22 protein-coding genes and 1 tRNA gene are annotated in these 25,721 nt (G+C 69.3%); all 23 read left to right on the top strand.

Features of this window, described 5'->3' with window-relative positions:
- The first annotated feature begins 347 nt into the window (after positions 1–347).
- The 23 genes from leuS to thiI all read left to right on the top strand — a co-directional run bounded on the left by leuS (position 348) and on the right by thiI (position 25,606).
- The gene (gene leuS, locus B5F23_RS01085) at positions 348–2,915 is read left to right on the top strand and encodes a leucine--tRNA ligase (protein ID WP_087350593.1); all 2,568 of its coding nucleotides are present in this window, start codon (positions 348–350) and stop codon (positions 2,913–2,915) included.
- Between the two features lie 593 nt (positions 2,916–3,508).
- Positions 3,509–4,012, top strand: a complete 504-nt coding sequence (locus tag B5F23_RS01080) for a ribosome maturation factor RimP (RefSeq protein ID WP_087350590.1) — start codon at positions 3,509–3,511, stop codon at positions 4,010–4,012.
- A gap of 12 nt (positions 4,013–4,024) precedes the next feature.
- Positions 4,025–5,266: a transcription termination factor NusA gene (nusA, locus tag B5F23_RS01075; protein WP_087350586.1), complete on the top strand. Its 1,242-nt coding sequence runs from the start codon at positions 4,025–4,027 to the stop codon at positions 5,264–5,266.
- Positions 5,267–5,352: 86 nt separating this feature from the next.
- Positions 5,353–7,986: a translation initiation factor IF-2 gene (gene infB / locus B5F23_RS01070; RefSeq protein WP_087350582.1), complete on the top strand. Its 2,634-nt coding sequence runs from the start codon at positions 5,353–5,355 to the stop codon at positions 7,984–7,986.
- Between the two features lie 50 nt (positions 7,987–8,036).
- Positions 8,037–8,444: a 30S ribosome-binding factor RbfA gene (gene rbfA / locus B5F23_RS01065; protein WP_087350579.1), complete on the top strand. Its 408-nt coding sequence runs from the start codon at positions 8,037–8,039 to the stop codon at positions 8,442–8,444.
- 10 nt (positions 8,445–8,454) lie between these two features.
- Positions 8,455–9,477 (top strand): DHH family phosphoesterase, encoded by a 1,023-nt coding sequence (locus B5F23_RS01060; protein WP_241145757.1) that lies wholly within the window; start codon positions 8,455–8,457, stop codon positions 9,475–9,477.
- Positions 9,474–11,651: a tRNA pseudouridine(55) synthase TruB gene (gene truB, locus B5F23_RS01055; RefSeq protein ID WP_087350576.1), complete on the top strand. Its 2,178-nt coding sequence runs from the start codon at positions 9,474–9,476 to the stop codon at positions 11,649–11,651. Before B5F23_RS01060 ends, truB begins: the two co-directional genes overlap by 4 nt.
- Positions 11,648–13,582 (top strand): DNA primase, encoded by a 1,935-nt coding sequence (gene dnaG / locus B5F23_RS01050; protein WP_206392172.1) that lies wholly within the window; start codon positions 11,648–11,650, stop codon positions 13,580–13,582. Before truB ends, dnaG begins: the two co-directional genes overlap by 4 nt.
- A 44-nt stretch (positions 13,583–13,626) precedes the next feature.
- On the top strand, positions 13,627–14,991 hold the full coding sequence (gene rpoD, locus B5F23_RS01045) for an RNA polymerase sigma factor RpoD (RefSeq protein ID WP_087350573.1): 1,365 nt from the start codon (positions 13,627–13,629) through the stop codon (positions 14,989–14,991).
- A gap of 84 nt (positions 14,992–15,075) precedes the next feature.
- Positions 15,076–15,498, top strand: coding sequence for a hypothetical protein (locus tag B5F23_RS01040; RefSeq protein ID WP_087350569.1), 423 nt, complete (start codon positions 15,076–15,078; stop codon positions 15,496–15,498).
- Positions 15,499–15,600: 102 nt separating this feature from the next.
- Positions 15,601–15,675 (top strand) — tRNA-Asn (locus tag B5F23_RS01035).
- Positions 15,676–15,986: 311 nt separating this feature from the next.
- Positions 15,987–16,811: an ABC transporter permease gene (locus B5F23_RS01030; protein WP_087350566.1), complete on the top strand. Its 825-nt coding sequence runs from the start codon at positions 15,987–15,989 to the stop codon at positions 16,809–16,811.
- A gap of 9 nt (positions 16,812–16,820) precedes the next feature.
- On the top strand, positions 16,821–17,573 hold the full coding sequence (locus tag B5F23_RS01025; RefSeq protein ID WP_087350564.1) for an ABC transporter ATP-binding protein: 753 nt from the start codon (positions 16,821–16,823) through the stop codon (positions 17,571–17,573).
- 169 nt (positions 17,574–17,742) lie between these two features.
- On the top strand, positions 17,743–18,315 hold the full coding sequence (gene pyrR, locus B5F23_RS01020) for a bifunctional pyr operon transcriptional regulator/uracil phosphoribosyltransferase PyrR (RefSeq protein WP_087350561.1): 573 nt from the start codon (positions 17,743–17,745) through the stop codon (positions 18,313–18,315).
- Positions 18,316–19,251: an aspartate carbamoyltransferase catalytic subunit gene (locus B5F23_RS01015; protein WP_087350558.1), complete on the top strand. Its 936-nt coding sequence runs from the start codon at positions 18,316–18,318 to the stop codon at positions 19,249–19,251. It abuts the gene before it with no gap.
- The gene (locus B5F23_RS01010) at positions 19,235–20,548 is read left to right on the top strand and encodes a dihydroorotase (protein WP_087350555.1); all 1,314 of its coding nucleotides are present in this window, start codon (positions 19,235–19,237) and stop codon (positions 20,546–20,548) included. Before B5F23_RS01015 ends, B5F23_RS01010 begins: the two co-directional genes overlap by 17 nt.
- Positions 20,545–21,333, top strand: coding sequence for a dihydroorotate dehydrogenase electron transfer subunit (locus B5F23_RS01005; RefSeq protein WP_087350552.1), 789 nt, complete (start codon positions 20,545–20,547; stop codon positions 21,331–21,333). Before B5F23_RS01010 ends, B5F23_RS01005 begins: the two co-directional genes overlap by 4 nt.
- Entirely contained in the window at positions 21,333–22,262 is a 930-nt protein-coding gene (locus B5F23_RS01000) for a dihydroorotate dehydrogenase (protein ID WP_087350550.1), read from the top strand. The genes B5F23_RS01005 and B5F23_RS01000 overlap by 1 nt, the downstream gene beginning before the upstream one ends.
- Positions 22,256–22,978: an orotidine-5'-phosphate decarboxylase gene (gene pyrF / locus B5F23_RS00995; protein WP_206392171.1), complete on the top strand. Its 723-nt coding sequence runs from the start codon at positions 22,256–22,258 to the stop codon at positions 22,976–22,978. The genes B5F23_RS01000 and pyrF overlap by 7 nt, the downstream gene beginning before the upstream one ends.
- Before the next feature lie 197 nt (positions 22,979–23,175).
- Entirely contained in the window at positions 23,176–23,484 is a 309-nt protein-coding gene (gene mihF / locus B5F23_RS00990; RefSeq protein WP_072371109.1) for an integration host factor, actinobacterial type, read from the top strand.
- A gap of 1 nt (position 23,485) precedes the next feature.
- A complete protein-coding gene (gene gmk, locus B5F23_RS00985) occupies positions 23,486–24,085 on the top strand; it encodes a guanylate kinase (protein ID WP_087350547.1) in 600 nt (199 codons plus the stop codon).
- Complete coding sequence (locus tag B5F23_RS00980; protein WP_087350544.1) at positions 24,066–24,350, top strand: DNA-directed RNA polymerase subunit omega; 285 nt, start codon at positions 24,066–24,068, stop codon at positions 24,348–24,350. The genes gmk and B5F23_RS00980 overlap by 20 nt, the downstream gene beginning before the upstream one ends.
- Positions 24,351–24,358: 8 nt before the next feature.
- The gene (gene thiI / locus B5F23_RS00975; RefSeq protein WP_087350541.1) at positions 24,359–25,606 is read left to right on the top strand and encodes a tRNA uracil 4-sulfurtransferase ThiI; all 1,248 of its coding nucleotides are present in this window, start codon (positions 24,359–24,361) and stop codon (positions 25,604–25,606) included.
- The last annotated feature ends 115 nt before the right edge of the window (positions 25,607–25,721 follow it).

Here is a 25,721-nt window from a genome sequence, read left to right as displayed (position 1 = left end):
AAATCCGGGGTCGTGGCAGTCTTTGGCCCGCTTTTGGCCGGGAGTGCTGGGTGTTTGGGGAGTCCAGTGCCGCCACAACCCCGAATCTCTAAGCACGCACCCTGACGCCGCTGCCATAACACCAGATTGTTAAGCACGTTCAGGTGCCGGATTGCCACAACCCGGTTTTCTTAAGCGCTCAAGGCGAGCGCTCTCGTCGCGCCCCATAGCCCGAGCCAAACGCACGTCCTGCGCGCGAAAACCGTGCGCGGGGCTCGGACCTCCCGCGTCGCGAGGTTCTTCTCGCCGGGCGCTCGCGTGCTGCTACAATGGCACGGTTGGAGTACCGCAACGAAGGAGCAGCGCAGATGTGCGACGACGCTAAGAAGACCGACTTCGAGGTCCCGACCTACGACGCCGAGGCCATCGAGACAAAGTGGCAGGCGGCCTGGGACGCCGAGGAGCTCTACAAGACCGAGGAGAGCCCCGACAAGCCCAAGAAGTACGTGCTCGAGATGTTCCCGTACCCCTCGGGCGACCTGCACATGGGCCACGCGCGCAACTACACGATCGGCGACGCCATGGCCCGCCAGGCCCGCATGCGCGGCTTCGACGTGCTGCACCCCATGGGCTTCGACGCCTTCGGCCTGCCCGCCGAGAACGCCGCCATCAAGCACAACACGCAGGCCGGCGTCTGGACGCACAAGAACATCGAGCAGGCCGTCAAGACCATGCGGCGCATGGGCTTCTCCTACGACTACGACCGCATGTTCAACACCTGCGACCCCGAGTACTACAGGTGGGGCCAGTGGATCTTCCTCAAGATGTGGGAGAGGGGCCTCGTCTACCGCGACACCTCGCCGGTCAACTGGTGCCCGGGCTGCCAGACCGTGCTCGCCAACGAGCAGGTCGTTGACGGCAAGTGCTGGCGCTGCGGCTCGATCCCCGAGAAGCGCCCGCTCTCCCAGTGGTACTTCAAGATCACCGACTACGCCCAGGAGCTGCTCGACGACCTCAAGCTCCTCGAGGGCAAGTGGCCCGAGCGCGTGCGCGCCATGCAGTCCAACTGGATCGGCCGCTCCGAGGGCGCCGAGATCGACTTCACGCTGGCCGACGTCGACGGCGTGACGCCCACCGACACCAAGATCACCGTCTTCACCACGCGCCCGGACACGCTCTTCGGCGTGAGCTTCTTCCTGCTGCCGCCGGAGAGCCCGCTCGCCGCCGAGCTCGTGGCCGGCACCGAGCACGAGCCGGCCTTCCTCGAGCTCAAGGCTGCGGCCGAGAAGGTCTCCTCGGTCGACCGCCAGGGCTCCGAGCGCGAGAAGCACGGCGTGTTCACCGGCCGCTACGTCATCAACCCGGTTAACGGCCGCCCGGCCCCGATCTGGGTCGCCGACTACGTCCTCATGGACTACGGCACCGGCGCCGTCATGGGCGTGCCCTGCGGCGACCAGCGCGACTTCGACTTCGCCAAGAAGTACGGCCTGGAGATCGCCCCGATCATCTGCGAGAAGGACGACCCGCTCTACGAGCGGCTCAAGGACGAGCGCGAGCTCGTCGTGACCTCCGTGGACTGGGACCACGCCATGGAGGCCGAGGGCTACCTCGTGCAGTCCGGCCGGTTCACCGGCATGAAGGGCGGCAAGCACTCCGAGGCCGTCGACGCCATCATCGAGTGGCTCGGCGAGCAGGGCCTGGGCCGCAAGACCGTGCAGTTCCGCCTGCGCGACTGGCTGATCAGCCGCCAGCGCTACTGGGGCAACCCCATCCCGATGATCCACTGCGACTGCTGCGGCGACGTGCCCGTGCCCTACGAGGACCTGCCGGTGCGCCTGCCGGACAACCTCGACCTCGGTGCGGGCGAGACGCTCGCCGAGTACGCGCCGTTCTACGAGACCACCTGCCCGAAGTGCGGCAGGCCGGCCCGCCGCATCACCGACACGATGGACACCTTCACGTGCTCGAGCTGGTACTACCTGCGCTACTGCGACCCGCACAACGAGGAGCTGCCCTTCTCCAAGGAGGCCGTTGACCGCTGGATGCCGGTGGACAACTACATCGGCGGCATCGAGCACGCCATCCTGCACCTGCTCTACAGCCGCTTCTTCACCAAGGTCCTGCGCGACCTCGGCATGATCGACTGCGACGAGCCCTTCGAGAACCTGCTCTGCCAGGGCATGGTCAAGGACGCCAACGGCGACACCATGTCCAAGTCCAAGGGCAACGTCGTCCCGCCGTCCTCGGTGATCGAGCCCTTCGGCGCGGACACCATGCGCCTGGCCATCCTCTTCATCGCCCCGCCCGAGAAGGACTTCAACTGGGACGAGGAGGCCGTCGCGGGCGCCAACCGCTTCATCAAGCGCGCCTGGCGCGTGGCCTGGCTGCTCTCCCAGGGCACCGAGGAGCGCGCCGTCGACGCCGGCGGGCTCGACGCCGCGGGCAAGGAGCTGTGGCGCACCCTCAACGCCATGGGCCTCAAGTGCACCGCCGACTTCGACCGCGGCCAGTTCAACACCGCCATCTCCGCGGTCATGGAGATCACCAACGCCGCGTCCAGGTACGTCAACGACGTGCCGGTGGAGAGGCGCGACGCCGCGCTGTGCTTCGCCGTTGCGCACGCGATCGTGACCATGCTCGCGCCGATCTGCCCGCACTGGGCCGAGGAGCTCTGGCACGAGGCCCTGCGCCAGGAGGGCTCGGTCTACAACGCCGCCTGGCCGGAGTTCGACGAGGCGGCCGCCAGGGCCGACGAGGTCGAGATCGCCGTCCAGATCAAGGGCAAGGTGCGCGGCCGCGTGACCGTCGCCGCCGACGCAACCGACGACGAGATGGCCGAGGCCGCCAAGGCAGCCGTGGCTGAGCAGCTCGCCGGCAAGCAGATCAAGAAGGTCATCGTCATCAAGGGCCGCCTGGTCAACATCGTGGCCGTCTAGCGACGGCGCCTCGCGAGACCAGCCCCCCACGGGCCCCGGGAGCTCCCGCACGGCGGGGAGCCCGGGGCCCGCGCTTCTCGCGGTCGCCGGACATGTGCCGCGGAGCCGCATGTCATAAGCCACGTGCCATAAAACCTGTGCGATTGTGCGTTTCCCTCTGCTCCGGTTCCTGCCGGGCGCTCCTGTGGCACAAACGCCGGGCGATTGGGTGGCATCCTTGATGGACGGCGGCGCCTGTGAGTGCCTGCGCGCCCACCGTTCTTCTCGCCACCTGCGGTTTTGTCGTTACGAGGTCTTCCTGGGGACCCGAAACCGGCTCCTTCGGCCGGCGGCACATCAAGGTTGCCACCCAATCGCAGGAGGTTTCTGCCCGGGAGGGGCATGCGCTGCGCACCAGGCAACCCTGGCCCGTGACGGCCGGGCGACCCCGTGCCCGACCGCTCGCCGACGCGACTTGTGTTGACATCGTGGAGGCAAGCTTGACGCTCGGCGAGAAACACCGTAGACTAGCTGCGTATTCGAAGCTGTAATCGTAGGAAGTGGGGTGGATCCTCTCGCCCCGCTTCCTTTCTGTATGCAGGTGAGGAGGGACCATGCCCAAGACCGGTCTCGAGCGTCAGATCATCGACGCCCTGGAGGCCCGCGCGGCCGAGCGCGGCATCGACGTCGTCGACGTCGAGGTGGTGGGCGCCACCAAGGCGCCGTGCGTCCGCGTGCGGATCGACCACGCCGACGAGGGCGCGCCCACGATCTCGCTCGACGAGGTGACCGAGGAGACCTCCTGGATCTCCGAGGCGCTCGACGAGCTCGACCCCATCCCGTCGAGCTTCACCCTCGAGGTGTCCTCGCCGGGGCTGTCGCGGCCGCTGCGCAAGCCCCGCGACTTCGCCCGCTTCGCCGGGCAGACCGTCGCGGTCAGCCTCGTCCCGGGCGAGGGGCGCCGCCGCTACACCGGCACCCTCCTCGGCATCGAGGGCGAGGGCGGCTCGCAGACGGTGCTCGTCGAGGTTGACGGCGAGCGCGTCGCGCTCGACTACGACGACATCCGCAAGTGCACGATCAAGCCGGACTTCTCCGCGGCCGGCGAGAAGAACTAGGAAGGAACAACCATGGCCTCTGAGATGATGGAAGCCCTCGAGCTCCTCTGCCAGGAGAAGCACATTGACCAGCTCTACCTGATCGACCGCCTCGAGCAGTCCCTCGCCAAGAGCTACGCCGACGTCCTGCACCTGCCCTTCGGCGCCCGCGTCACGATCGACCGCGCCACCGGCAAGGTCTACGTCTACGAGCTCGTCCCGGTGGGGGAGGAGGACCCGGAGACCGGCGAGTACGCCGAGTTCGAGGAGGTCGACGTCACCCCGCCCGACACGAGCCGCATCGCCGCCCAGCACGCCAAGGCCGAGATCAAGGCCATCGTGCGCAACGCCGCTCGCGTGCAGATCTACGAGGAGTTCTCCCAGCGCGTGGGCGACATCATCACCGGCACCGTGCTGCAGACCACCCCTGACTTCACGATCATCAAGATCCGCGAGGGCGTCGAGGCCGAGCTTCCCCACTTCGACCAGCGCCGCCACCCGGAGGAGCGCAACGAGCGCCCCGCCGGCGAGCGCTACGGCCACAACCAGCGCATCAAGGCCATCATCATCGACGTGCGCGACCCCAACTCCACCCAGCCGGTGGTCCGCGGCGAGCGCCAGCGCCCGCCGATCGTGGTCTCCCGCACCCACCCCGACCTCCTGCGTCGGCTCTTCGAGCTCGAGGTCCCCGAGGTCTACGACGGGGTCGTCGAGGTGCGCAGCGTCGCCCGCGAGCCCGGCATCCGCTCCAAGGTGGCCGTCTCCTCCAACGACGACCGCCTCGACCCGGTGGGGGCCTGCGTTGGCCCGAAGGGCAGCCGCGTCCGCACCGTCGTCTCCGAGCTCCGCGGCGAGCGCGTGGACGTGGTCCTGTGGAGCGACGACCCGGCCCGCTGCGTCGCCTCCGCGCTCTCCCCGGCGCGCGTCTCCCGCGTCATCATCGACCAGGAGACTGGCTACGCCACGGTGATCGTCCCCGACGACCAGCTCTCGCTCGCAATCGGCAAGGAGGGCCAGAACGCCCGCCTGGCCGCGCGCCTCACGGGCCTGCACATCGACATCAAGAACGAGTCCCTGGCCGCCGGCGTCCTGCGCGACCTGCCCCGCGCCACGGTCGAGGAGGACGCTCCCGAGGAGGGCGAGCACCGCTGCGAGTACGTGGGCGCCAACGGCATCCAGTGCCGCAACATGGCGCGCCCCGGCTCGCGCTTCTGCGGCGTGCACGAGCAGATGGCCTCCGCCGAGGTCAGCTCCGACCCCGACTCGCTCATCTAGGGCGGGCAGCCGCGCCCGCGCCCGGCGGGACCGCACGACACGATTGACCACGGGCTTCTCGCCCGTTCTTTGGGAAGGTAGGTCACATGGCAAAGACGCGCGTACACGACCTCGCTAAGGAGTACGGCATGTCGAGCAAGGAGATGCTCGAGCACCTCCGCGACATGAAGATACCGGCCAAGTCCGCGTCCTCGACGCTCGAGGACGCGTACGTCTCCATGGTCCGCAAGAAGCTCAAGCCCATCCTCGAGGCCCGCGCGGCCGAGATCGAGGCCGCCCGTCGCGCCGAGGAGGAGGCCAAGGCCGAGGAGGCCCGCATCGCCGCCGAGAAGGCCGAGGCCGAGCGCATCGCCGCCGAGCAGCGCCGCGAGCGCGAGCGCGCCGAGGAGGAGCGCCGCCGCGCCGCCGCAGAGGAGGCCCGCAGGAAGGCCGAGGCCGAGAAGGCCGAGGCGGAGCGCCGCGCCGCCGAGGAGGCCGAGAAGAACCGCGTGCGCGACAACGCCCCCAAGAGCGTCCCGTCGTTCACCTCGCTGCTCGACCAGATCGCGCAGCAGGAGCAGATCCTGAAGCAGCAGGCCGAGCAGGCCGCCGCCCAGAAGGCCGCGGGCCAGGGCCGCTCGCAGAAGCGCTCGGAGTCCGCGCGCTCCGGCTCGCACCACTCCGCCCCCGTCCCCGCCGCCTCGGCTGCCCCCTCCGCCCCCGCGGGCGAGTCCGCGGGCGGGCGCAGGCGCGGCAAGAAGGGGCGCCGCGGCGAGGGCGACGGCGAGGACCGCTACAGCCGCATGGCCCGCGAGGCCGAGGCCTACAACCGCAGCCGCGTCCTCGAGGAGGCCCGCGTGGCCGTCGAGGAGGCCTCGCGCGAGTCCACCGGCCGCCGCAAGCGCCGCAAGGAGCGTCGCGTCAAGCAGGCCGAGCAGGCCGCCGAGGCGCACCGCATCGAGGAGGCAATCGCCAACGACCAGGACCTCTCGCAGCTCGACACCGTGAAGGTCCCGCAGGGCTCCACGGTCGGCGACCTCGCCGAGCTGCTCGGCGTGCCCGCCAACGACATCATCAAGCGCCTGTTCCTGCTCGGCACCCCGCTCACGCTCACCGAGTCGATGTCCGACGAGCTCATCGAGCTCGTGGCCGAGGACCTCGGGCGCGACGTCAAGGTGATGAGCAAGGAGGAGGAGAACTCCTTCACGTTCTACGACGACCCGGCCGACCTCAGGCCGCGCCCGCCGGTGGTCACCGTCATGGGCCACGTCGACCACGGCAAGACGTCGCTTCTCGACGCCATCCGCCACACCGGCGTCGCCGAGGGCGAGGCCGGCGGCATCACGCAGGCCATCGGCGCCTCCCAGGTCAAGATCAACGACCGCCTCATCACCTTCATCGACACGCCGGGCCACGAGACCTTCACGGCCATGCGCGCCCGCGGCGCCAAGGTGACCGACATCGTCATCCTGATCGTGGCGGCCGACGACGGCGTCATGCCCCAGACCGTCGAGTCGATCAACCACGCCAAGGCGGCGGGCGTGCCCATCATCGTGGCCGTCAACAAGATCGACAAGCCGGGCGCCAACCCCGACAAGGTGCGCCAGGAGCTCACCGAGTACGGCATCATCCCCGAGGAGTGGGGCGGGCAGAACATGTTCGTCAACATCTCCGCCAAGAAGAAGATCGGCATCGACGAGCTGCTCGAGACCGTGCTTCTCCAGGCCGACGTCCTCGAGCTCAAGGCCAACCCGGACACCTTCGCCTCCGGCAACGTCCTCGAGGCCAAGCTCGACCGCGGCCGCGGCTCGGTGGCCACGGTCCTCGTGACCCGCGGCACCCTGCGCATCGGCGACGCGCTCGTCGCCGGCATGTCCTACGGCCGCGTCCGCGCCATGCTCGACCCGAAGGGCAACTCCGTCACCGAGGCGCACCCCTCCGACGCCGTGGAGATCCTCGGCCTCCAGAGCGTGCCGATGGCCGGCGACGAGTTCCGCGTCTTCCACGACGAGCGCGACGCCCGCGACCTCGCCGACCAGCGCGCCCTCAAGGCCCGCATCGAGGAGCAGAACCGCGTCAAGCACGTCACGCTCGAGAACCTCTTCGACACGATGGCCGACGCCGAGGTCAAGGAGCTCAACCTCATCATCAAGGCGGACGTCCAGGGCTCGATCGAGGCGCTCCAGGACTCCCTCGACAAGATGGACCAGTCCGAGGTGCGCATCAACACGATCCACTCCGCCGTCGGCGCCATCACCGAGACCGACGTCGTCCTCGCCGACGCCTCCAACGCCATCATCATCGGCTTCGGCGTGCGCCCGGAGGCCAAGGCCCGCGCGGCCGCGGAGCGCGACGGCGTCGAGATCCGCACCTACAGCGTCATCTACAAGGCGATCGAGGACATCGACGCCGCCCGCATCGGCATGCTCAAGCCCACCGAGGTCGAGGTGCAGACCGGTACCGCCGAGGTCCGCGACACCTTCAAGGTGCCCAAGGTCGGCATCGCCGCGGGCTGCATGGTCCAGGAGGGCGAGATCAGCCGCGACGACTCGGTGCGCCTCGTGCGCGACGGCATCGTCGTCTACGACGGCAAGATCGCGTCGCTTCGCCGCTACAAGGACGACGTCAAGAGCGTCAAGGCCGGCTTCGAGTGCGGCATCGGCCTGGAGAACTTCCAGGACGTCAAGCCCGGCGACCAGATCGAGGGCTACCGCATCGAGCAGGTCGCCCGTACGGAGTAGCAGCGTGCGGGGCGGGGCCCGCCCGGGCCCCGCCCCCGTTGGAGCGTGATATGAAGCAGAACCAGCACTCGAGGAGAACAAACGAGCAGGCGCGCGTCAAGCTCGCCAACATCCTGCTCTTCGAGATCTCCGACCCCGACCTGGCCTTCGTGACCATCACGGGCGTCGAGGTCTCCGTCGACAAGTCCTACCTGCGTGCCTACGTGAGCTGCGACGCGGACCGCTACGACGAGGTCAGCGCCGCCCTCGCGCGCGCCAAGGGGCGCATCCGCTCGCTGCTGGGCCGCGCGCTCGGCTGGCGCGTCACGCCCGAGCTGGACTTTCGCATCGACACCACGACTGACGAGGCGGAGCGCATCAGCCGCGCCCTCGAGGACGTGCCGCCCACGCTCGGCGTGGAGAAGGACGAGTTCGGCTACCCCGTGGAGCGCCCGGGGGCCGAGAGCGACGAGGGGTAGGAGGCCGCCCGTGCTGTGTGGGGACGCTCCCGCTGGTCAGCGGGAGAGCTTCGACGAGATAACGCACCTCATCGAGGGCGCTTCCACCATCGCCGTCTGCGCGCACACCTCGCCGGACGGCGACGCGCTCGGCTCCGAGCTCGCGCTCGTCGAGCTCATCGAGCGCACCTGGCCCGAGAAGCGCGTGAGCGCCCTTCTCGCCGACTCGGACGTGGTGCCGCGCACCTACGCGTTCCTTCCCGGGGCGCAGCGCCTCGTGCGCGCCGCCGACTACTACGGGGCGCCCGACCTGTTCTTCTGCGTCGACCTCTCGCACCCGAGCCGCCTCAACGAGGCCGAGGCCGTCCTCGGCCGCTCGCGCTCCGTGGCGGTCATCGACCACCATCCCGCGACGGAGCGCTTCTGGGACGCGGGCGTGGTGCGCACCGACGCCGCGGCGGCGGGGGTGATCGTGGCGGAGTACGCCCTGCACGTGGCCGGCGCGCTCACGCGCTCCATGGCGCAGTGCCTGCTGTGCGCGCTCGTCACGGACACCGGGCGCTTCCAGTACCAGAACGCCAACGGGGAGTGCTTCCGCGTGGCGAGCGCCCTCGTGGACGCCGGAGCCTCCCCCTCGGAGGTGGCGCTTCACGTCTATCAGAGCGACCTCCTGGGCTACCTGCACCTCTCGGCAACCGTCATGGGCCGCATCGCCACCTTCGAGGGCGGCAAGATTGCCTACAGCTACGCCACGTCGGCCGACTTCGCGGCCACGGGCGTGCCGGTGGCCGAGTGCGACGGCCTCGTCGACGTGGTGCGCCGCGTGGACGGCTCCGAGATCGCGCTGTTCCTGAAGGAGGTGCCCGGGGGCAAGGTGCGCGGGAACCTGCGTGCCAAGTCCGACCGCGACATCTCGGCGGTCGCGCGCGAGATGGGCGGTGGCGGGCATCCCGCCGCGGCTGGCTTCACCGTGGAGGGCGACATCGACCAGGCGCTCTCCGTGGTGCTGCCCAAGCTCCGCGCGCTCTACGCGCAGGAGGGTGAGGCTCGTTGAGCCGCCGTCCGAGCGCCTTCTCGGCGCTTCTTGCTATAGACAAGCCCGCCGGCATGACCAGCCACGACGTGGTCTCCCGCGTGCGCCGCGCGGTGGGGGAGAAGCGCGTGGGCCACGCCGGCACGCTCGACCCGGCCGCCACCGGCGTGCTCGTGGTGGGCATCGGCCAGGCCACCAAGCTGCTGGGCCTGCTCACGCTCGACCGCAAGGGCTACCGCGCCACCTTCCAGCTCGGCGCGGAGACAACCACCGACGACGCAGAGGGCGAGATCACACGCACGGCCGAGGTGCCGGGGGACTGCTACATCCAGCATGCGTACGCCACGGTCTGTTCGCTTGTCGGCTGGCACGACCAGGTACCACCCGCCTACTCTGCGGTGTCCGTGGGCGGCAGGCGCGCCTACGACGCGGCCCGCGCCGGCGAGAAGATCGAGCTGGCGGCGCGCCGCATCCTCGTCTACGAAGCCAAGCTTCTGGGCGTGGACCGCGATGCCCGCACCTGGGAGCTCGAGCTCGACGTGTCCAAGGGCACCTACGTGCGCTCCATTGCGCGTGACCTGGGCCGCGAGCTCGGCTGCTACGCGCACGTGTCGCGCCTCACGCGGACCTTCTCGGGCCCGGTGACGCTGGCGGACTGCGTGAGCCTCGAGGAGCTCGAGGCCGGCGGGGCCGAGCTGGCGCGCGAGCGCTGCCTCGACCCGGCGGCCGTGCTTGGCCTGCCCGTGCGCGAGCTCGACGTGAGCGAGGTCGTGGACGTCTCCTGTGGTCGCAGGATCGAGCCGGGGATGGTGCTCGACGGGATTGTCTCCCGCCCGCCGGCGCCCGGCGAGCGCGTGGCCCTCACCTTTGGCGGCGGGCTTGCCGGTATCTGGGAGCGCCGCGGCGCGAGCCTGGCGTGCTCCACCAACTTCCCGCAGGCCATCGAGGGTGTGCGCGCTGCTTGCGCGCTCGCCGAGGCTGGACCGGATCGCCCGCTTGACGCGCTCGCGGCCGAGGGTCTCGTGCGGGATGCCCTTGGCATGGGAGGTCGTCGCGGCGGCGGGAGCAACAACGTGTGCCTCGCCGGTGGCGTGGTGCGCGGATGGACCCTCGAGCGCAGCGGCCTCGACCTCGAGTGGCTTCGACCCGCGGATGGGCCATCGCCCGACGGTGCCTGGCGCTTCGCGGGCGAGAACTCGCGCATCGTCTGCGCCATCGGCGCCTTCGACGGCCTGCACCGCGGCCATCAGGCACTCATTGCCAGGGCCCGCAAGGAGGCCGACGAGCGCGGCGCCATGCTGATGGCCGTGACCTTCACGCCCGATCCCGCCCGCGTGCTCGTCGGAGATGAGGCGCCGGTCGATCTCACGCTTGCCGGTGAGCGTCCCTCCATGCTGTTCAGGCTTTGGGACGTGGACGCCGTGCTCGTGGTTGACTTCACGCCCGAGGTGGCCGCGCTGCCCTACGAGCGCTTCGTGCGCGAGGCGCTCGACGCGCTCGGTGACGTGGTGGCCATTGTGGTGGGAGAGGACTTCCGCCTGGGCGCCGGCGGCGCCGGCGACGTGGCCGCCCTCTCCGAGCTCGGCTCGCGCGACGGCTTCGACGTCATCGGCATGCGCCTCGCCGACGCGGGCGGCGCCCCGATCACCTCCACGCGCATCCGCGCCCTTCTCGCCGAGGGCGCAGTGGAGCAGGCCGCCGCCCTTCTCGGCCGCTGTCACCACGTGGCGGGCGAGGTCGAGCACGGTCGCGGCGAGGGCACGGGCTTCGGATTCCCCACGGCAAACGTGCGCGTGCTTGACGGCCTGGCGCTGCCGGCCGAGGGTGTCTACGCGGGTTACGTGGTCGTGAGCCGCACGTGCGAGAACGGCGGCGCAGTCGAGGCCTATCCCGCCGCCATCAACGTGGGCAAGCCGCGGTCCTTCTCGCCGGGCGAGGAGGGGACGCAGTTCTTGGAGGCGACGCTCCTCGGCTTCGAGGGCGACCTCTATGGCCAGAGCGTGCACGTGGTCTTTGTCCGCTGGCTGCGCGAGCCGCGCCGCTTCGACTCCGTCGAGGAGCTCGAGCGCACGGTGCTCGGCAACGTCGATTGGGTGCGCCAGGTGCTGGGGGAGGCGCCCATCACGCTCTCGCGCGTGCCGGACTTCTCGCTTGACGAGCTTGTGGCCCGCTCGCGGGGGGAGGTGCGCCCGTGATTTCCGACGAGGACAAGGAGAAGGTCCGCCAGGCCACCGACTTCGTGCAGCTTGTGTCCGAGACCGTGGAGCTGCGGCAGAGGGGCCAGGAGTTCTGGGGCTGCTGCCCCTTCCACGGCGAGAAGAGCCCCTCGTTCAAGGTCAACCCCGCCACCGGCCTCTGGCACTGCTTCGGCTGCGGCGACGGCGGCGACGTCTTCTCCTACGTGCAGCGCCGCGAGAACCTCGAGTTCCCGGACGCGATCCGCTACCTCGCGGACCGCGCGGGGATAGAGCTCTCCGAGGAGCGCGGCGGGCGTCGCGGGCCCAGGAGGACCCGGCTCATGGAGGCGCTCGGCGAGGCCGAGGCCTACTACCACCTCATGCTCATGCGAGGCCGCGGCGAGGGCCCCGCGGCGGCGCGCGCCTACTTCGCGGGGCGCGGCTTCGGCTCGGACGTCTGCCGCCGCTGGGGGCTGGGCTACGCCCCGGGGCGCGGCCAGCTCGTGGCGCAGCTGCGCGCGAAGGGCTTCTCGGCCGCCGAGCTGGTCTCGGCCGACCTCGCCATGGAGCGCTCAGGGCGCCTGTCCGACCGCTTCTACGAGCGCGTGATGTTTCCCATCCACGACGAGCTGGGGCGCACCATCGCCTTCGGCGGCCGCATCCTGGGCGCCAAGGGCGAGGGCGTGGCCAAGTACGTCAACACGCGCGACACGCCGGCCTTCAACAAGGGCAAGCACCTCTTCGCCTACGACAAGGCCAAGGAGTCGATGGCGGCCACGGCCGAGGCCATCGTCTGCGAGGGCTACACCGACGTCATCGCCATGCACGAGGCGGGCTTCACCAACACGGTGGCGGCGCTGGGCACCGCGTTTCGCCTGGACCACGTGCGCCTCATGGAGCGCCAGCGCGTGAGCCGGATCGTGTGCCTGTTCGACGGCGACGCCGCCGGCCAGCGCGCGGCCGAGCGCGCGGTGCGCTACCTCGACAAGACCTCGGCGGCGCTGCTGTGCGTTGTGCTGCCGGACAGCCAGGACCCGATGGAGTTTCTCGCCTCCCACAGCGCCGACGAGATGCGCGCCCAGCTCGACGGCGCCCGCCCGCTCATGGACTTCGTCTTCGAGAAGCGCCTCGCCGGGCACGACCTGTCCGCCCCCGGGCGTCGCGTGCGCGCGCTCGAGGACATGGCGGGGCTGCTCGCGCCGCTCAAGCACTCGGTCCTTCTCGACGAGTACGCCACGCGGCTTGCCGACACGCTCGGCATGGACGTGGAGGAGACCAAGCGCGCCATACGCGAGGCGCCCGTCGCCGAGCTCGACGAGGAGCGGCCGAGAAGGACGGCGCGCCCGGAGGCGCCCGCGTCGCGCCCCGCCGCCCGGGCGGCCGTCGAGGACGCCGAGGCTCCGGACGCCTACGACTACGTGCCCGCCGAGGCGTACGACCAGGTGGCGCCGCCCCCGCCCGCCTCGGCCGGGCCCTCGCTGGGCGCGCTCTCCGCGGACGAGCGGATGCAGGCCGCCGCCGAGAGGGAGCTGCTCTGCGCCCTCTCGCTGAGGTGCGACGCCCTCAGGGCGTACGCGGAGCGGATCGCGGGGCTCTCCTGGGTCGACGAGCGTCACGAGGCCATGGCCTGGGCGATGCTGTCCACCCCCGAGGGAGCCTCCCCGGCCGAGGTCGTCGCGGCGGCGAGCGCGGTCGTGCCCGACGCGCCGCGCATCCTCTCGGGCGGGCGCGTGATGGAGGAGAGCGAGCTGTCCGACGACGAGAAGCTCGACTTCGTCGTTGACAACGTCGAGCTCTTCTCGTGCCGGCGGAGGGTGCGCCAGATACGGGCGCTGCTGCGCGGGAGCGCGGCGGGCGACGAGTCCGAGGCCCTCTTCGAGGAGGCGACCGCGCTCCAGCGGCGCGCGGGCGAGCTCTCCCGTAGGCTATCCTCTGTTTCCTCCGAGTAGTGTTTGGGTATAATTCCGAAAGTTTGCACGTCGAAAGGACCCCCGTGGCAGCGAAGAAGACAAATGAAGACGTCCGTCTCTCCGACGAGCTCTCCCGCGTCGTCGACCAGCTTGCCGGCGCCGCCGGAGCATCCGCGAGCGTGACCGAGGACGACATCCAGCTCGCGATCAGGGAGATCGACGTCGACTCCGACGAGCTCTCCGACCTCTACGACGCCCTGCGCGCACGCGGCGTCGAGGTGAGCAGCGCCTCGGAGTCCACGCCGGCGGAGTTTGCCATGGAGGACGACGACTCCTCCGACGACGACTTCGACGACGACGTCTCCGGAGACGAGTTCGACGAGGACGACGAGGACCAGTCCGAGAGCGCGGCCGAGGCCAAGGCCGTGAAGGAGGCCCTGCGCTCCGTGCCCAAGGCGCGCGTCTCCAAGCCCAAGCGCTCCTCGCGCGCCCGCGCGCGCCGCCAGGACACCTCGACGGCGATGCTCACCGGCGACCCGGTCCGCATGTACCTCAAGGAGATCGGCAAGGTCGACCTGCTCACCGCCTCCGAGGAGGTCAACCTCGCCATGAAGATCGAGGCCGGGACCGAGGCGGCCGAGAAGCTCGAGGCGGCCGAGGCCGGCGAGCTCACGCTCACCCGCGCCGAGCAGCGCCGCCTCATGCGCATCGAGCAGGTGGGCCTCGACGCCAAGCAGCAGCTCATCAGCGCCAACCTGCGCCTCGTCGTCTCCATCGCCAAGCGCTACGTCGGCCGCGGCATGCTCTTCCTCGACCTCATCCAGGAGGGCAACCTCGGCCTCATCCGCGCGGTCGAGAAGTTCGACTACACCAAGGGCTTCAAGTTCTCCACCTACGCCACGTGGTGGATCCGCCAGGCCATCACGCGCGCCATCGCCGACCAGGCCCGCACCATCCGCATCCCGGTCCACATGGTCGAGACCATCAACAAGCTCATCCGTGTGCAGCGGCAGCTGCTCCAGGACCTCGGTCGCGACCCCACCCCCGAGGAGATCGGCGCCGAGATGGGTATGAGCCCGGACCGCGTCCGCGAGATCCAGAAGATCAGCCAGGAGCCCGTCTCCCTCGAGACCCCCATCGGCGAGGAGGAGGACTCCCAGCTCGGAGACTTCATCGAGGACTCCTCCGCCGTGGCCCCGCCCGAGGCCGCGTCCGACTCCATGCTGCGCGAGCAGCTCGACCAGGTGCTCGACAGCCTGGCCGACCGCGAGCGCAAGGTCATCAAGTTCCGCTTCGGCCTCGAGGACGGCCACCCGCGTACCCTCGAGGAGGTCGGCCGCGAGTTCGGCGTCACGCGCGAGCGCATCCGCCAGATCGAGAGCAAGACGCTCGCCAAGCTGCGCCACCCGAGCCGCAGCGGTCGCCTGAAGGACTACATGGAAGACTAGGTCCGTCCACTTCGGCGGTCGCGGCAGGTGGTCGCGGCCGCCGTTCCTTGTGCGCCGCGCCGCGGCGCCGGAGAAAGGAGCGCAATGTCAAGTCTCCAGAAGCGGCTCAAGCTGCTCTCGTTCGGCCTCATGGGGTTCGGTCTGCTCGACGTCATCGCCGGCATCTTCATGCTCGTCGCCTCGCCGCTCGCCGCCGGGCTCACCTTCGACGTCGCGGGGGAGGCGACCGACGGCGTCATTGCCGCCGAGGTGCTCGGGATCGTCGGGCTGCTCGTGGGTGCCTACTGCCTCGTGGTCGGCGTCATGGGTGCCCGCGCCGCCAACAACCCGCGCCACGTGAGCGCCTTCAAGAGGCTCGACCTGCTGCTCGTCGTGGCCTGCGTCATCGAGTTCGGGCTCGGCCTCGCCTCGGGCCAGGCCTCGTGGGTCGAGCTCGTGCTCGCGGTTCTCGGCACCTGCGCCTTCGCCTACGCGAACAAGGCCCACGACGAGGTGGTGGACCGCTAGGGCGGCCTGGTCCCGTCCCGTTTTCCCCGCGCGGCAGATTTTCCAAAATTCTGCTTGCGTCTCGTGCGCGCATCTGTATACTTACTTCTTGCGCGAACACATTCCCCGGTGGCGCAGTGGTAGCGCAGCTGACTGTTAATCAGCGTGTCGTAGGTTCGAATCCTACCCGGGGAGCCAGAACTTTCGCAGGTCATCGGGCGTTTTGCTCGGTGGCCTGCTTTCTTTTTGCACGCTGGCCGTCGCGAGTCCCCGCGCTGCGTATCGTGTACACCCCGAGGTAGGTTCGAGTCGAGGTCCTTCTCGCAAACGCCCAGCTAGACGACTTGTCGAGAAGAGCGCCGACCCGGCGGAGGTGTACACGATGCGAAATGGGGGGGCGGGGGGCAGGGGAGACGGGTCCGGCGCCCTAGGTCTCTGCCGTTTCTATGACCCGCGAGCCCCTGTGTTAGGATTTCAGGGTCAGCAAACCGTCGACCGGAGGCCATGCCTTGAGCCACCCACACGCGGCGACCGAGAAGCTCGCCCACGTCACGAGCAACTACGCCAAGGACAAGTTCATCCTCCAGCAGCTCGTCAACAAGGACTTCAAGCTCCGCTACCGCCGCTCCGTGCTCGGCGTCATCTGGAGCGTGCTGAACCCCCTGCTCATGATGATCATCATGAGCTTCGTGTTCTCCTACTTCCTGCGCGGCTCGAACGTCGAGAACTACCCGCTCTACCTCATCGTGGGCAACATCACCTTTGCGCTCATGAACGAGTCGACGAGCGCGGGCCTGCGCTCGATCATCGACGCCGCCCCGCTGCTCAAGAAGGTCAAGGTCGACCGCTGGGTCTTCCCCGTGCAGAAGGTCTTCTCCGCCGCCTTCAACTTCTCGTTCTCGCTCATCGCCGTCGCCATCGTCATGCTCTTCTTCCAGGTCATCCCCACCTGGCACATCGTGTGGATGGTCCCGGCGCTGCTGCTGCTCATGGTCTTCTGCATGGGCATCAGCCTGCTGATAGGCGCGGCCGCCGTGTTCTTCCGCGACATGATCCACCTCTGGAGCGTGCTCATCACCGCCTGGACCTACCTCACGCCGATCTTCTGGGACCTCTCCCTGCTCACCAACTCGAGCGCCCCGTGGTTCGTGATCGCGGTCGTGAAGCTCAACCCGATGTACAACTACATCGACATGATGCGCTGCGCCATCGTCTACCAGACGAGCCCGGGCCTCACGGTCATCGTGCTGAGCGTCGCGTGGGCGCTCGCCGCGCTCGCCCTCGGCTACTTCGTGTTCCGCAAGACCGAGCACAAGTTCATCCTCTACATCTAGGCGGTCCGCATGGCAGATTCCACGTCCGAGTACGCCATCGAGGTCAACGACGTCTCGATGATCTTCAACATAGCAAGCGAGCAGCTCAACAACCTCAAGGAGTACTTCATCAAGCTCATGAGGCACGAGCTGTTCTTCAAGGAGTTCCGCGCCCTGAACCACATCAGCTTCAAGGTCCGCCGCGGCGAGGTCGTGGGGCTCGTGGGCACCAACGGGTCCGGCAAGTCCACGATGCTCAAGTGCATCGCAGGCGTGCTTGAGCCCTCCGAGGGCTCCATCTCGGTGCGCGGCAACATCGCGCCGCTCATCGAGCTCGGCGCCGGCTTCGACCCCGAGCTCACCGCCCGCGAGAACATCTACCTCAACGGGGCGCTCCTCGGCTACTCCCGCTCCTTCATCGACGAGCACCTCCAGGACATCATCGACTTCGCCGAGCTCCAGAACTTCATGGACATGCCCCTCAAGAACTACTCCTCGGGCATGGTCGCGCGCATCGCCTTCGCCATCGCCACGGTCACAGAGCCTGACGTGCTGATCGTCGACGAGACCCTCTCCGTGGGCGACGTCTTCTTCCAACAGAAGTGCGAGGAGCGCATCCAGCACTTCATCGAGTCCGGAAACGTCACCGTGCTCTTCGTCTCCCACTCCATGGAGCAGGTCGAGCGCATCTGCCAGCGTGCCGTGTGGATCGAGAAGGGCGAGCAGCGCATGGACGGCCCCGTGAAGGAGGTCTGCGCCGCCTATCGCGCCCAGTTCGGCTAGGGGCCTGCGCGCGCTTCTCGCCCGCGGACCGCTCATGTGCTACAGTGGGGTGGATTCTTTAAGCCGGTGCGAGACGCCAGCAAGGTCAGGTCCCACGGGACGCTTCCATAGCCTTATCGACGCTCGTGCCGGCATACGGCAGGGCGTCTTTTTGTGAGAAGGGAGTCCCATGGAACAGGCCAAGCTCAAGGCCCAGATCATGGACGAGCAGGCCATGAGTCGCGCGCTCACCCGCATCGCCCATGAGATCATCGAGAGGAACGAGGGGGCCGGAAGCGTCGCGCTCGTTGGAATCGTGCGCCGCGGCGCCGCACTCGCGCCCCTGCTCGCCGACGAGATCGAGAAGATCGAGGGGCAGCGTCCCCCCATCGGATCGCTTGACGTCAGCTTCTATCGTGACGACGTGAGCAGGAAGATCGCCCCTGTAGAGTACGGGACCGACATCCCCTTCGGCGTCGACGGCCGCGACATCGTCCTCGTCGACGACGTCCTCTACACCGGGCGCACGATCCGCGCCGCCCTGGACGCCCTCATCGACCTCGGCCGCCCCAGCACGGTGCAGCTGGCCGTCATGGTCGACCGCGGTCACCGCGAGCTCCCCATCCGCGCCGACTACGTCGGCAAGAACGTGCCCTCCTCCCACGAGGAGGACGTCCGCGTGTCCCTTCGCCCCTATGACGAGGCGAACTCGGTCGAGATCTGGACCAAGCCGACCGATGAGAGCACTGGAGGTGCCAACTAGATGCTGTCCGTCAAACACCTGATCGACACGACGAGCCTCACCGCCGACGACATCACCCAGATCCTCGACACGGCGCGCTCGTTCTCCGAGGTCAACAAGCGTGCCATCAAGAAGGTCCCCGCGCTGCGCGGCCGCACGATCGTGAACCTGTTCCTCGAGCCGTCGACGCGCACCAAGAGCTCCTTCGAGCTCGCCGAGAAGCGCCTCTCCGCCGACTCCCTCTCCATGGGCGGCGCCACCTCCTCGGTCGTGAAGGGCGAGAGCCTCGCCGACACCATCGAGACGATCGACGCCATGAACGTCGACATGTTCATCTGCCGCGCCAAGCTCGCCGGCACGCCGCAGAAGATCACCGAGCACACCGACGCCGTCGTCATCAACGCCGGCGACGGCAAGCACCAGCACCCCACGCAGGCCATGCTCGACCTCTACACCATCCGCGAGAACTTCGGCCACCTCGACGGCCTCAAGGTCGCCATCGTGGGCGACCTCTCGCACAGCCGCGTCTGCGGCAGCCTCGTGCCCGCCCTCAAGACGATGGGCGCCGACGTCACGCTCGTGGGCCCGCCGACCTTCCAGGTCGACGACCCCGACTACTACGGCGTGCCCCAGACCGCCGACCTCGACGCCGTCATCCCCGAGATGGACGTCGTCTACATGCTGCGCGTCCAGCTCGAGCGCATGGAGGGCGCCGCAATCCCGTCGCGCCGCGAGTACAACCGCCTGTGGGGCCTCGACATGAGCCGCGTCGAGCGCATGAAGCCCGAGGCCATCATCTGCCACCCGGGCCCCATGAACCGCGGCATGGAGATCAACGCCGACGTCGCCGACTGCGCCCGCTCGAGGATCCTCGACCAGGTGAACGCCGGCGTCCTCACGCGCATGGCCGAGATGTACCTGCTTCTGGGAGGAGAGAACAATGGCGTTTCTGCTTAGGGGTGCCCACGTCGTCGACCCGCAGGTCGGCCTCGACGGCGTCTGCGACGTGATCCTGGACGGCGAGAGGATCGCCCAGGTCGGCGAGGGCCTCGATGCCCCCGAGGGCGCGCAGGTGATCGACGCCTCCGGCAAGTACCTCGTGCCCGGCCTCGTCGACATGCACGTCCACTTCCGCGACCCCGGCTTCGAGTACAAGGAGACCATCGAGACCGGCGCCCGCGCGGCCACCCACGGCGGCTTCACCGACGTGGCCACGATGCCCAACACCGACCCGGTGACCGACACCGGCGCAGAGGTCCGCTACCAGATCGACCGCGCCCGCCACGCGGGGCTGTGCCACGTGCGCCCGATCGGCGCGCTCACGGTGGGCGAGAAGGGCGAGACGCTCGCCGAGATCGGCGACATGGTCATGGAGGGGGCCGTGGCCTTCTCCGACGACGGTCACGGCGTGCAGAGCGCGGGCATGATGCGCACCTGCATGGAGTACGTCTCCCAGTTCGACAAGGTCGTCTCTGCCCACTGCGAGATCGAGAGCCTGACCACCCACGGCGTCATCAACGAGGGCCGCGCGAGCACGCGCCTCGGCATGTTCGGATGGCCGGCGCTCGGCGAGGAGCTCGAGATCTACCGCGACATCGAGCTGTGCCGCATGACCGGCTGCGCCCTGCACATCGCGCACATCTCCACCGAGAAGGGCCTCGAGCTTGTCCGCGCCGCCAAGGCCGAGGGCCTGCCCGTGACCTGCGAGGTCACCCCGCACCACCTCTTCCTCTCCGAGGAGGACATCACCGACGCCTACGACACCAACCTCAAGATGAACCCGCCGCTGCGCCGCGCCTCCGACGCCGCGGCGCTCCGCGAGGGCATCCTCGACGGCTCCATCGACTGCCTCGTGACCGACCACGCCCCGCATGCCCCGCACGAGAAGGACTGCGAGTGGGAGATCGCCTTCTTCGGCATCGTGGGCCTCGAGACGGCCCTGCCTCTCATGCTCACCAACCTCGTGCTGCCGGGGACGATGAGCTGGTCGCGCCTCGTCGAGGTCATGGCCGTGAACCCGCGCCGCGCGCTGCGCCTCCCCGAGGTGCGCGTCGAGGCCGGCTCCGTCGCCGACCTCACCCTGGTCGACCCGACCGCCCAGGTGACGGTCACCGAGGACTGGCTCCAGAGCCGCTCCAAGAACTCCGCCTGGCTCGGCGCCACGCTCACCGGCGCCGCCACCGACGTCTTCGTCGCCGGCCGCCGCACGATGACCGACGGAGCGATCACCCCCGTCCCGAGGGTCCTTCGATGACGGCCGCGGCGGGCGTCCACGACTTCGAGGTCGTCTCCAACGAGCCGGTCGCCGAGGGCCTCATGCGGATCGTGCTCTCGGCCCCGGCGCTCGCCGCTGGGCTCGAGGCGGGCCAGTTCGTCAACGTGGCCGTGCCCGGAGACGCGAGCCAGATCCTGAGGATCCCTCTGTCCTTCAGCCGCGCCGACGCCGAGGCCGGGACCGTCGAGATCGTCTACGCCGTGGTCGGCGACGGCACCCGCCGCCTCGCCGCCATGGCGCCCGGGGCCCGCTCGAGCGCCGTGGGCCCCTGCGGCAACCCCTGGCCGCTTGTCGAGGGCGCCCGGCGCGCCTGCGTGGTCGCCGGCGGAGTGGGCGTGACGCCCGTCGTCGCCTGCGCGCGCATGCTCGCGGGGGCCGGCGTCGACCTCGACGCCGTGGTCGGCGCCCAGACGGCCTCCAGGCTCTGGGGCGTCGAGGAGCTGCGCGCCCTCGGCGCCGGTCGCGTCGAGGTCACCACCGACGACGGCACGGCCGGGCGGCGCGGGTTCACCACCGACGCCCTGTCCGAGCTTCTCGCCGCGGGCGGCTACGACGTGGTCTACGCCTGCGGGCCCGAGGTCATGATGGCCGGCGTCGCGCGCCTGTGCCGCGAGGCGGGCGTGGCCTGCCGCGTCTCCATGGAGCGCATGATGTGCTGCGGGTTCGGCGCGTGCGGCACCTGCAACGTGGCCATGGCCGACGGCAGCTACAAGTCCTGCTGCAAGGACGGCCCGGTCTTCGACGCCGAGGAGGTGGCGTGGTAATGGCCGAGAACAGCGTCTCCATGGCCGTCGACCTCGGCGGCGTTCGCATGAAGAACCCCGTCAACACCGCGTCGGGCACCTTCGGCTTCGGCTCGGTCTTCGAGGGCTTCTTCGACGTGTCGCGCCTCGGCGCCATAACGACCAAGGGCTGCTCGGCCGAGCCCTGGCTCGGCAACCCCGCCCCGCGCATGTGCGAGGTCCCCTCGGGCATGATGAACACGGTGGGGCTCGCCAACCCCGGCGTCGCCGGCATGGTCGAGCAGTACGGCGAGTACCTGAGCGGCCTCGAGGGGCGCGGCTGCCGCGTCATCGTCCAGGCGGCCGGGCACTCGGTCGATGAGTACATAGCCGCTGTCGAGAAGATCGAGGAGCTCTGCCCGTGGGCGAGCGGCGTCGAGATGAACATCTCCTGCCCCAACATCGCGCGCGGCGGGGCGCTCGTGGGCGGCACGCCCGAGAGCGCGGCGGAGGTCGTGCGCGCCGTGCGCCCGCGCGTGAGCCGGCCCCTGCTCGTCAAGATGGCGCCGGTACGCGTGCCGGAGATCGCCCGCGCCTGCGAGGCCGAGGGTGCCGACGCGCTCTCGCTCATCAACACGATTAACGGCATGTCCATCGACGTGCGCACGAGGAGGAGCCGCCTGTCCAAGCCGACCGGCGGCGTCTCCGGCCCCGCCATCCACGCGATCGCCGTCCGAATGGTCTGGGAGGCCGCGAGCGCCGTCAAGATCCCCGTCAACGGCATGGGTGGCGTGGCGAGCTGGCAGGACGCGGCCGAGATGATCCTGGCGGGCGCCACCTCCGTCACCGTGGGAACCGCCAACTTCTACGACCCCGCCTGCGCGGCGCGCATCGTGGACGGCCTCGCCGCCTGGGCGGCCGAGCAGGGGGTCACCGACATCAACGAGCTGATTGGAGCCTTCGAATGCTGACGTACGAAGAGGCCAGCGACAAGATCATCATTGCCCTCGACTGCAGCCGCGAGCGCGCCTTCGAGCTCGCCGACCTGCTCGGCGGCAAGGCCACCTGGGTCAAGGTCGGCATGACGCTGTTCTACGCCGAGGGCCCCGCCATCGTCGACGCGATGCGCGAGCGCGGACTTCGCGTGTTTCTCGACCTCAAGGTCCACGACATCCCGTTCCAGGTGCAGGGCGCGGTTCGCTCCGCCTCGCTGACGGGCGCCGACATCCTCTCCATCCACGGCCTGGGCGGCTCGGCCATGGTGGCCGCGGCCAGGGCCGGGGCCGAGGAGGCGGCCGAGGCGCGCGGCGGCGAGCGCACGCGCCTCGTCGCCATCTCCGTGCTCACGAGCATGGACCAGGACGCGCTCGCCGAGATCGGCGTCGACGCTCCCGTGGCCGACGAGGTCGCCCGTCTCGCGAGCGTCGCCTATGGAGCCGGGTCGGACGGCATCGTCTGCTCGCCGCAGGAGGCGGCCCAGATGCGCGAGCTCCTCGGGCCCGACGCGCTCATCGTCACGCCCGGGGTGCGTCCCGCGGGCGCCGAGGTCGGCGACCAGAAGCGCATCGCCACTCCCGCGGCCGCCGTCGCGGCCGGGGCGTCCAAGCTGGTCATCGGCCGTCCCATCACCGGCGCCGAGGACCCCGTCGCAGCCTTCGACGCCATCTGCGCAGAGCTCATGGCCTAGCGCCTCCGCGGCCCGTCCGGCCACCCCGGGCGGGCCGCCGATTTTTGCACCCGCGGGGGCAATCTTGTGAAGGATTGCCCCTGACCTGCAGCTTTGATGATTGGGTATTGCAAAACCTGAGGTAAATGGGCAAACTATGTTTGCGAGCCGCCGCCTCGCGGCGTCTCAACCGTTAGTACGATGTTTGGAGGAACAAAATGGCCCTACCCCAGCTTACCGACGAGCAGCGCAAGGCCGCCCTCGAGAAGGCCGCCCAGGCCCGCCACGAGCGCGCCGAGCTGCGCGAGAAGATCAAGAGCGGCAAGGTCACCCTTGAGGACGTCCTCGACTCCGACGATCCCATCGCCAGCCGTATGAAGGTCTCCACGCTCATCGAGTCCCTTCCGGGCTACGGCAAGGCCAAGGCCGCCAAGATCATGGACGAGCTGGGCATCTCCGCCACCCGTCGCGTCAAGGGCCTGGGCGCCCGCCAGCGCGAGCAGCTCGTCGAGGCCCTCTCCAAGTAAGGTGTCGAGAAGAGCCAGAACCTTCGTCGTCTCGGGGCCGTCAGGCGTGGGCAAGGGCACGCTCGTCGCGATGCTGCGCGAGCGTCTCGACTGCCTGGGCCTGACGGTCTCTGCAACGACGCGCGAGCCGCGTCCGGGAGAGGTCGAGGGAACGTCCTACTACTTCATGGACGACGACGAGTTCGACCGGCTCGTCGAGGGCGGCGAGTTCCTCGAGTGGGCGTGGGTGCACGGTCACCGCTACGGGACCCTGCGCCGCGAGGTCGAGCGCGTCACGGGGCGCGGCCTCTCCGTCATCCTCGAGATCGACGTCCAGGGCGGGCTCAACGTCCGACGCGCCGACCCCGAGGCCGTGCTCGTCTTCATCGAACCGCCGAGCGCCGAGGAACTCGAGCGCAGGCTGCGCGGTCGCGGCACCGAGGACGAGGCGTCAATCGAGCGGCGCCTGTCCGGAGCGCGCGAGGAGATGGGCAAGGCGTCGCTCTACGACGTCCGCATCGTCAACGACGACCTCGAGCGGGCCTGCGCCGAGCTGCAAGATGTGATCAGAACGTATGAAACCAACGGAGGTCCCACAGAAGATGTCTGTGATCAAGCCTGAGATTGACACCCTGCTCGACAAGACCGAGCACAACCCGTTCCTGCTCTGCTCGATCGCGTCGAAGCGCGCCTGCGACATCAACAACATGATTCGTGGGCAGCACCTGCGCGTGACCGCAATCCAGGACTTTGACGACATCACTACCGTGGTGTCCGGCAAGGACCCCGTGTCCGTGGCCATGCAGGAGATCGAGGAGGACACCCTGAGCTTCGTCAAGGAGGACTTCGACGAGGACATCAGGGGCGCCAACACGATCGTCCTGTAGGCCTGCGCATGACCGAGAGACTCTGCCTCGTCCACTACCACGAGATCGGCCTCAAGGGCAAGAACCGCTCTACCTTCGAGAACCAGCTCGTCACCAACCTGCACCGCGCCCTCAAGGCGTTCCCCATCCTGAGCGTCTCGCGCATCTCGGGCCACATAGCCGTGGAGACCGAGGACCGTCGCGCGAGCGAGGAGCTCGCCGCGGCAATCAGGCGCGTGCCTGGCGTGGCGCGCGTCTCGCTCGCCTACAAGTGCGGGCTCGACGAGGGCGAGTACTGCGCCGCCGCCGTGCGGGCGCTCTCCGAGGCCGGCGAGTTCGAGACCTTCAAGGTGCACGCGCGTCGTTCCTCAACCACCTACGAGCGCCACAGCCTCGAGATGAACCGCCTGGTCGGGGCCGTCCTGTGCGAGTCGTTCCCCGAGAAGAAGGTCGACGTCCACCACCCCGACGTCACGGTCGTCGTGCACGTGGTCCAGGGAAACACCTTCGTCTACGCCGCCTCCGCGCCCGGGGTTGGCGGTCTTCCCGTGGGCACCGCCGGCAAGGTCGTCACCCTGCTCTCGAGCGGCTTCGACTCGCCCGTGGCCACCTGGATGGTTGGCCGTCGCGGGGCCACCTGCGTCCCCGTGCACTTCTCGGGTCGTCCGATGACCTCCGACACGAGCGAGTGGCTCTGCCAGGACCTCGTTGACGCCCTGGCCCCCTCCGGCGTCGTCGGGCGACTCTACGTGGTGCCCTTCGGCGAGCGTCAAAGGGAGATCTCACTCGCCGTGCCCCAGGGGCTCCGCATCATCACGTACCGCCGCGTCATGCTCCAGGTCGCGGAGAGGATTGCGCGTCTCGAGGGGGCCAAGGCGCTCGTCACCGGCGAGTCCCTCGGGCAGGTCGCGTCCCAGACGCTCGACAACATCGCCGCGGTCAACGAGGCCGTCACGATGCCGGTCCTGAGGCCCCTCATCGGGTCCGACAAGCAGGAGATCATCGCCCGCGCCCACGAGATCGGCACCTACGACATCTGCTGCGAGACCGCACCTGACTGCTGCACCCTGTTCATGCCGCGCCGTCCTGAGACGCACGCGCGCCTGGCGGACGTGCTCGAGGCCTGGGAGTCCTTCGACCACGAGGCCATGGTCGATGAGCTCGTCGACCGCGTCGAGTGGAGGGACTTCTCGCAGTGCCCGTCCTACCGAGCGCCGCGCGGGACGCTTCGCGAGCACCATCGCGAGCTCTCTCCCTTCCAGGGGGGCGAGCGGTAGCCCCGCGCTCCGCGGGTGGCATGGCCCCCAGACGGCCCCGTGTCGTTCGGCGCCCCGGTTTTCCGGGGCGCTTCTCTTTTTTCGAGAGATTCGCGGAAGGTACGCGGAAGGTTCG

Source organism: Olsenella sp. An188, from assembly GCF_002160255.1.
In the GTDB taxonomy this organism is placed as follows: Bacteria; Actinomycetota; Coriobacteriia; order Coriobacteriales; family Atopobiaceae; genus Thermophilibacter; species Thermophilibacter avistercoris.
The sequence above is the reverse complement of the archived record's forward strand: the minus strand, read 5'-3'. Positions and strand labels throughout refer to the sequence as shown.

Bases quoted from the DNA above. Each gene is read 5' to 3' on its own strand.
- leuS (WP_087350593.1), top strand. From the start codon at position 348: ATGTGCGACGACGCTAAGAAGACCGACTTCGAGGTCCCGACCTACGAC.
- B5F23_RS01080 (WP_087350590.1), top strand. From the start codon at position 3,509: ATGCCCAAGACCGGTCTCGAGCGTCAGATCATCGACGCCCTGGAGGCC.
- nusA (WP_087350586.1), top strand. From the start codon at position 4,025: ATGGCCTCTGAGATGATGGAAGCCCTCGAGCTCCTCTGCCAGGAGAAG.
- infB (WP_087350582.1), top strand. From the start codon at position 5,353: ATGGCAAAGACGCGCGTACACGACCTCGCTAAGGAGTACGGCATGTCG.
- rbfA (WP_087350579.1), top strand. From the start codon at position 8,037: ATGAAGCAGAACCAGCACTCGAGGAGAACAAACGAGCAGGCGCGCGTC.
- B5F23_RS01040 (WP_087350569.1), top strand. From the start codon at position 15,076: ATGTCAAGTCTCCAGAAGCGGCTCAAGCTGCTCTCGTTCGGCCTCATG.
- B5F23_RS01025 (WP_087350564.1), top strand. From the start codon at position 16,821: ATGGCAGATTCCACGTCCGAGTACGCCATCGAGGTCAACGACGTCTCG.
- pyrR (WP_087350561.1), top strand. From the start codon at position 17,743: ATGGAACAGGCCAAGCTCAAGGCCCAGATCATGGACGAGCAGGCCATG.
- B5F23_RS01015 (WP_087350558.1), top strand. From the start codon at position 18,316: ATGCTGTCCGTCAAACACCTGATCGACACGACGAGCCTCACCGCCGAC.
- B5F23_RS01010 (WP_087350555.1), top strand. From the start codon at position 19,235: ATGGCGTTTCTGCTTAGGGGTGCCCACGTCGTCGACCCGCAGGTCGGC.
- B5F23_RS01005 (WP_087350552.1), top strand. From the start codon at position 20,545: ATGACGGCCGCGGCGGGCGTCCACGACTTCGAGGTCGTCTCCAACGAG.
- B5F23_RS01000 (WP_087350550.1), top strand. From the start codon at position 21,333: ATGGCCGAGAACAGCGTCTCCATGGCCGTCGACCTCGGCGGCGTTCGC.
- pyrF (WP_206392171.1), top strand. From the start codon at position 22,256: ATGCTGACGTACGAAGAGGCCAGCGACAAGATCATCATTGCCCTCGAC.
- mihF (WP_072371109.1), top strand. From the start codon at position 23,176: ATGGCCCTACCCCAGCTTACCGACGAGCAGCGCAAGGCCGCCCTCGAG.
- B5F23_RS00980 (WP_087350544.1), top strand. From the start codon at position 24,066: ATGTCTGTGATCAAGCCTGAGATTGACACCCTGCTCGACAAGACCGAG.
- thiI (WP_087350541.1), top strand. From the start codon at position 24,359: ATGACCGAGAGACTCTGCCTCGTCCACTACCACGAGATCGGCCTCAAG.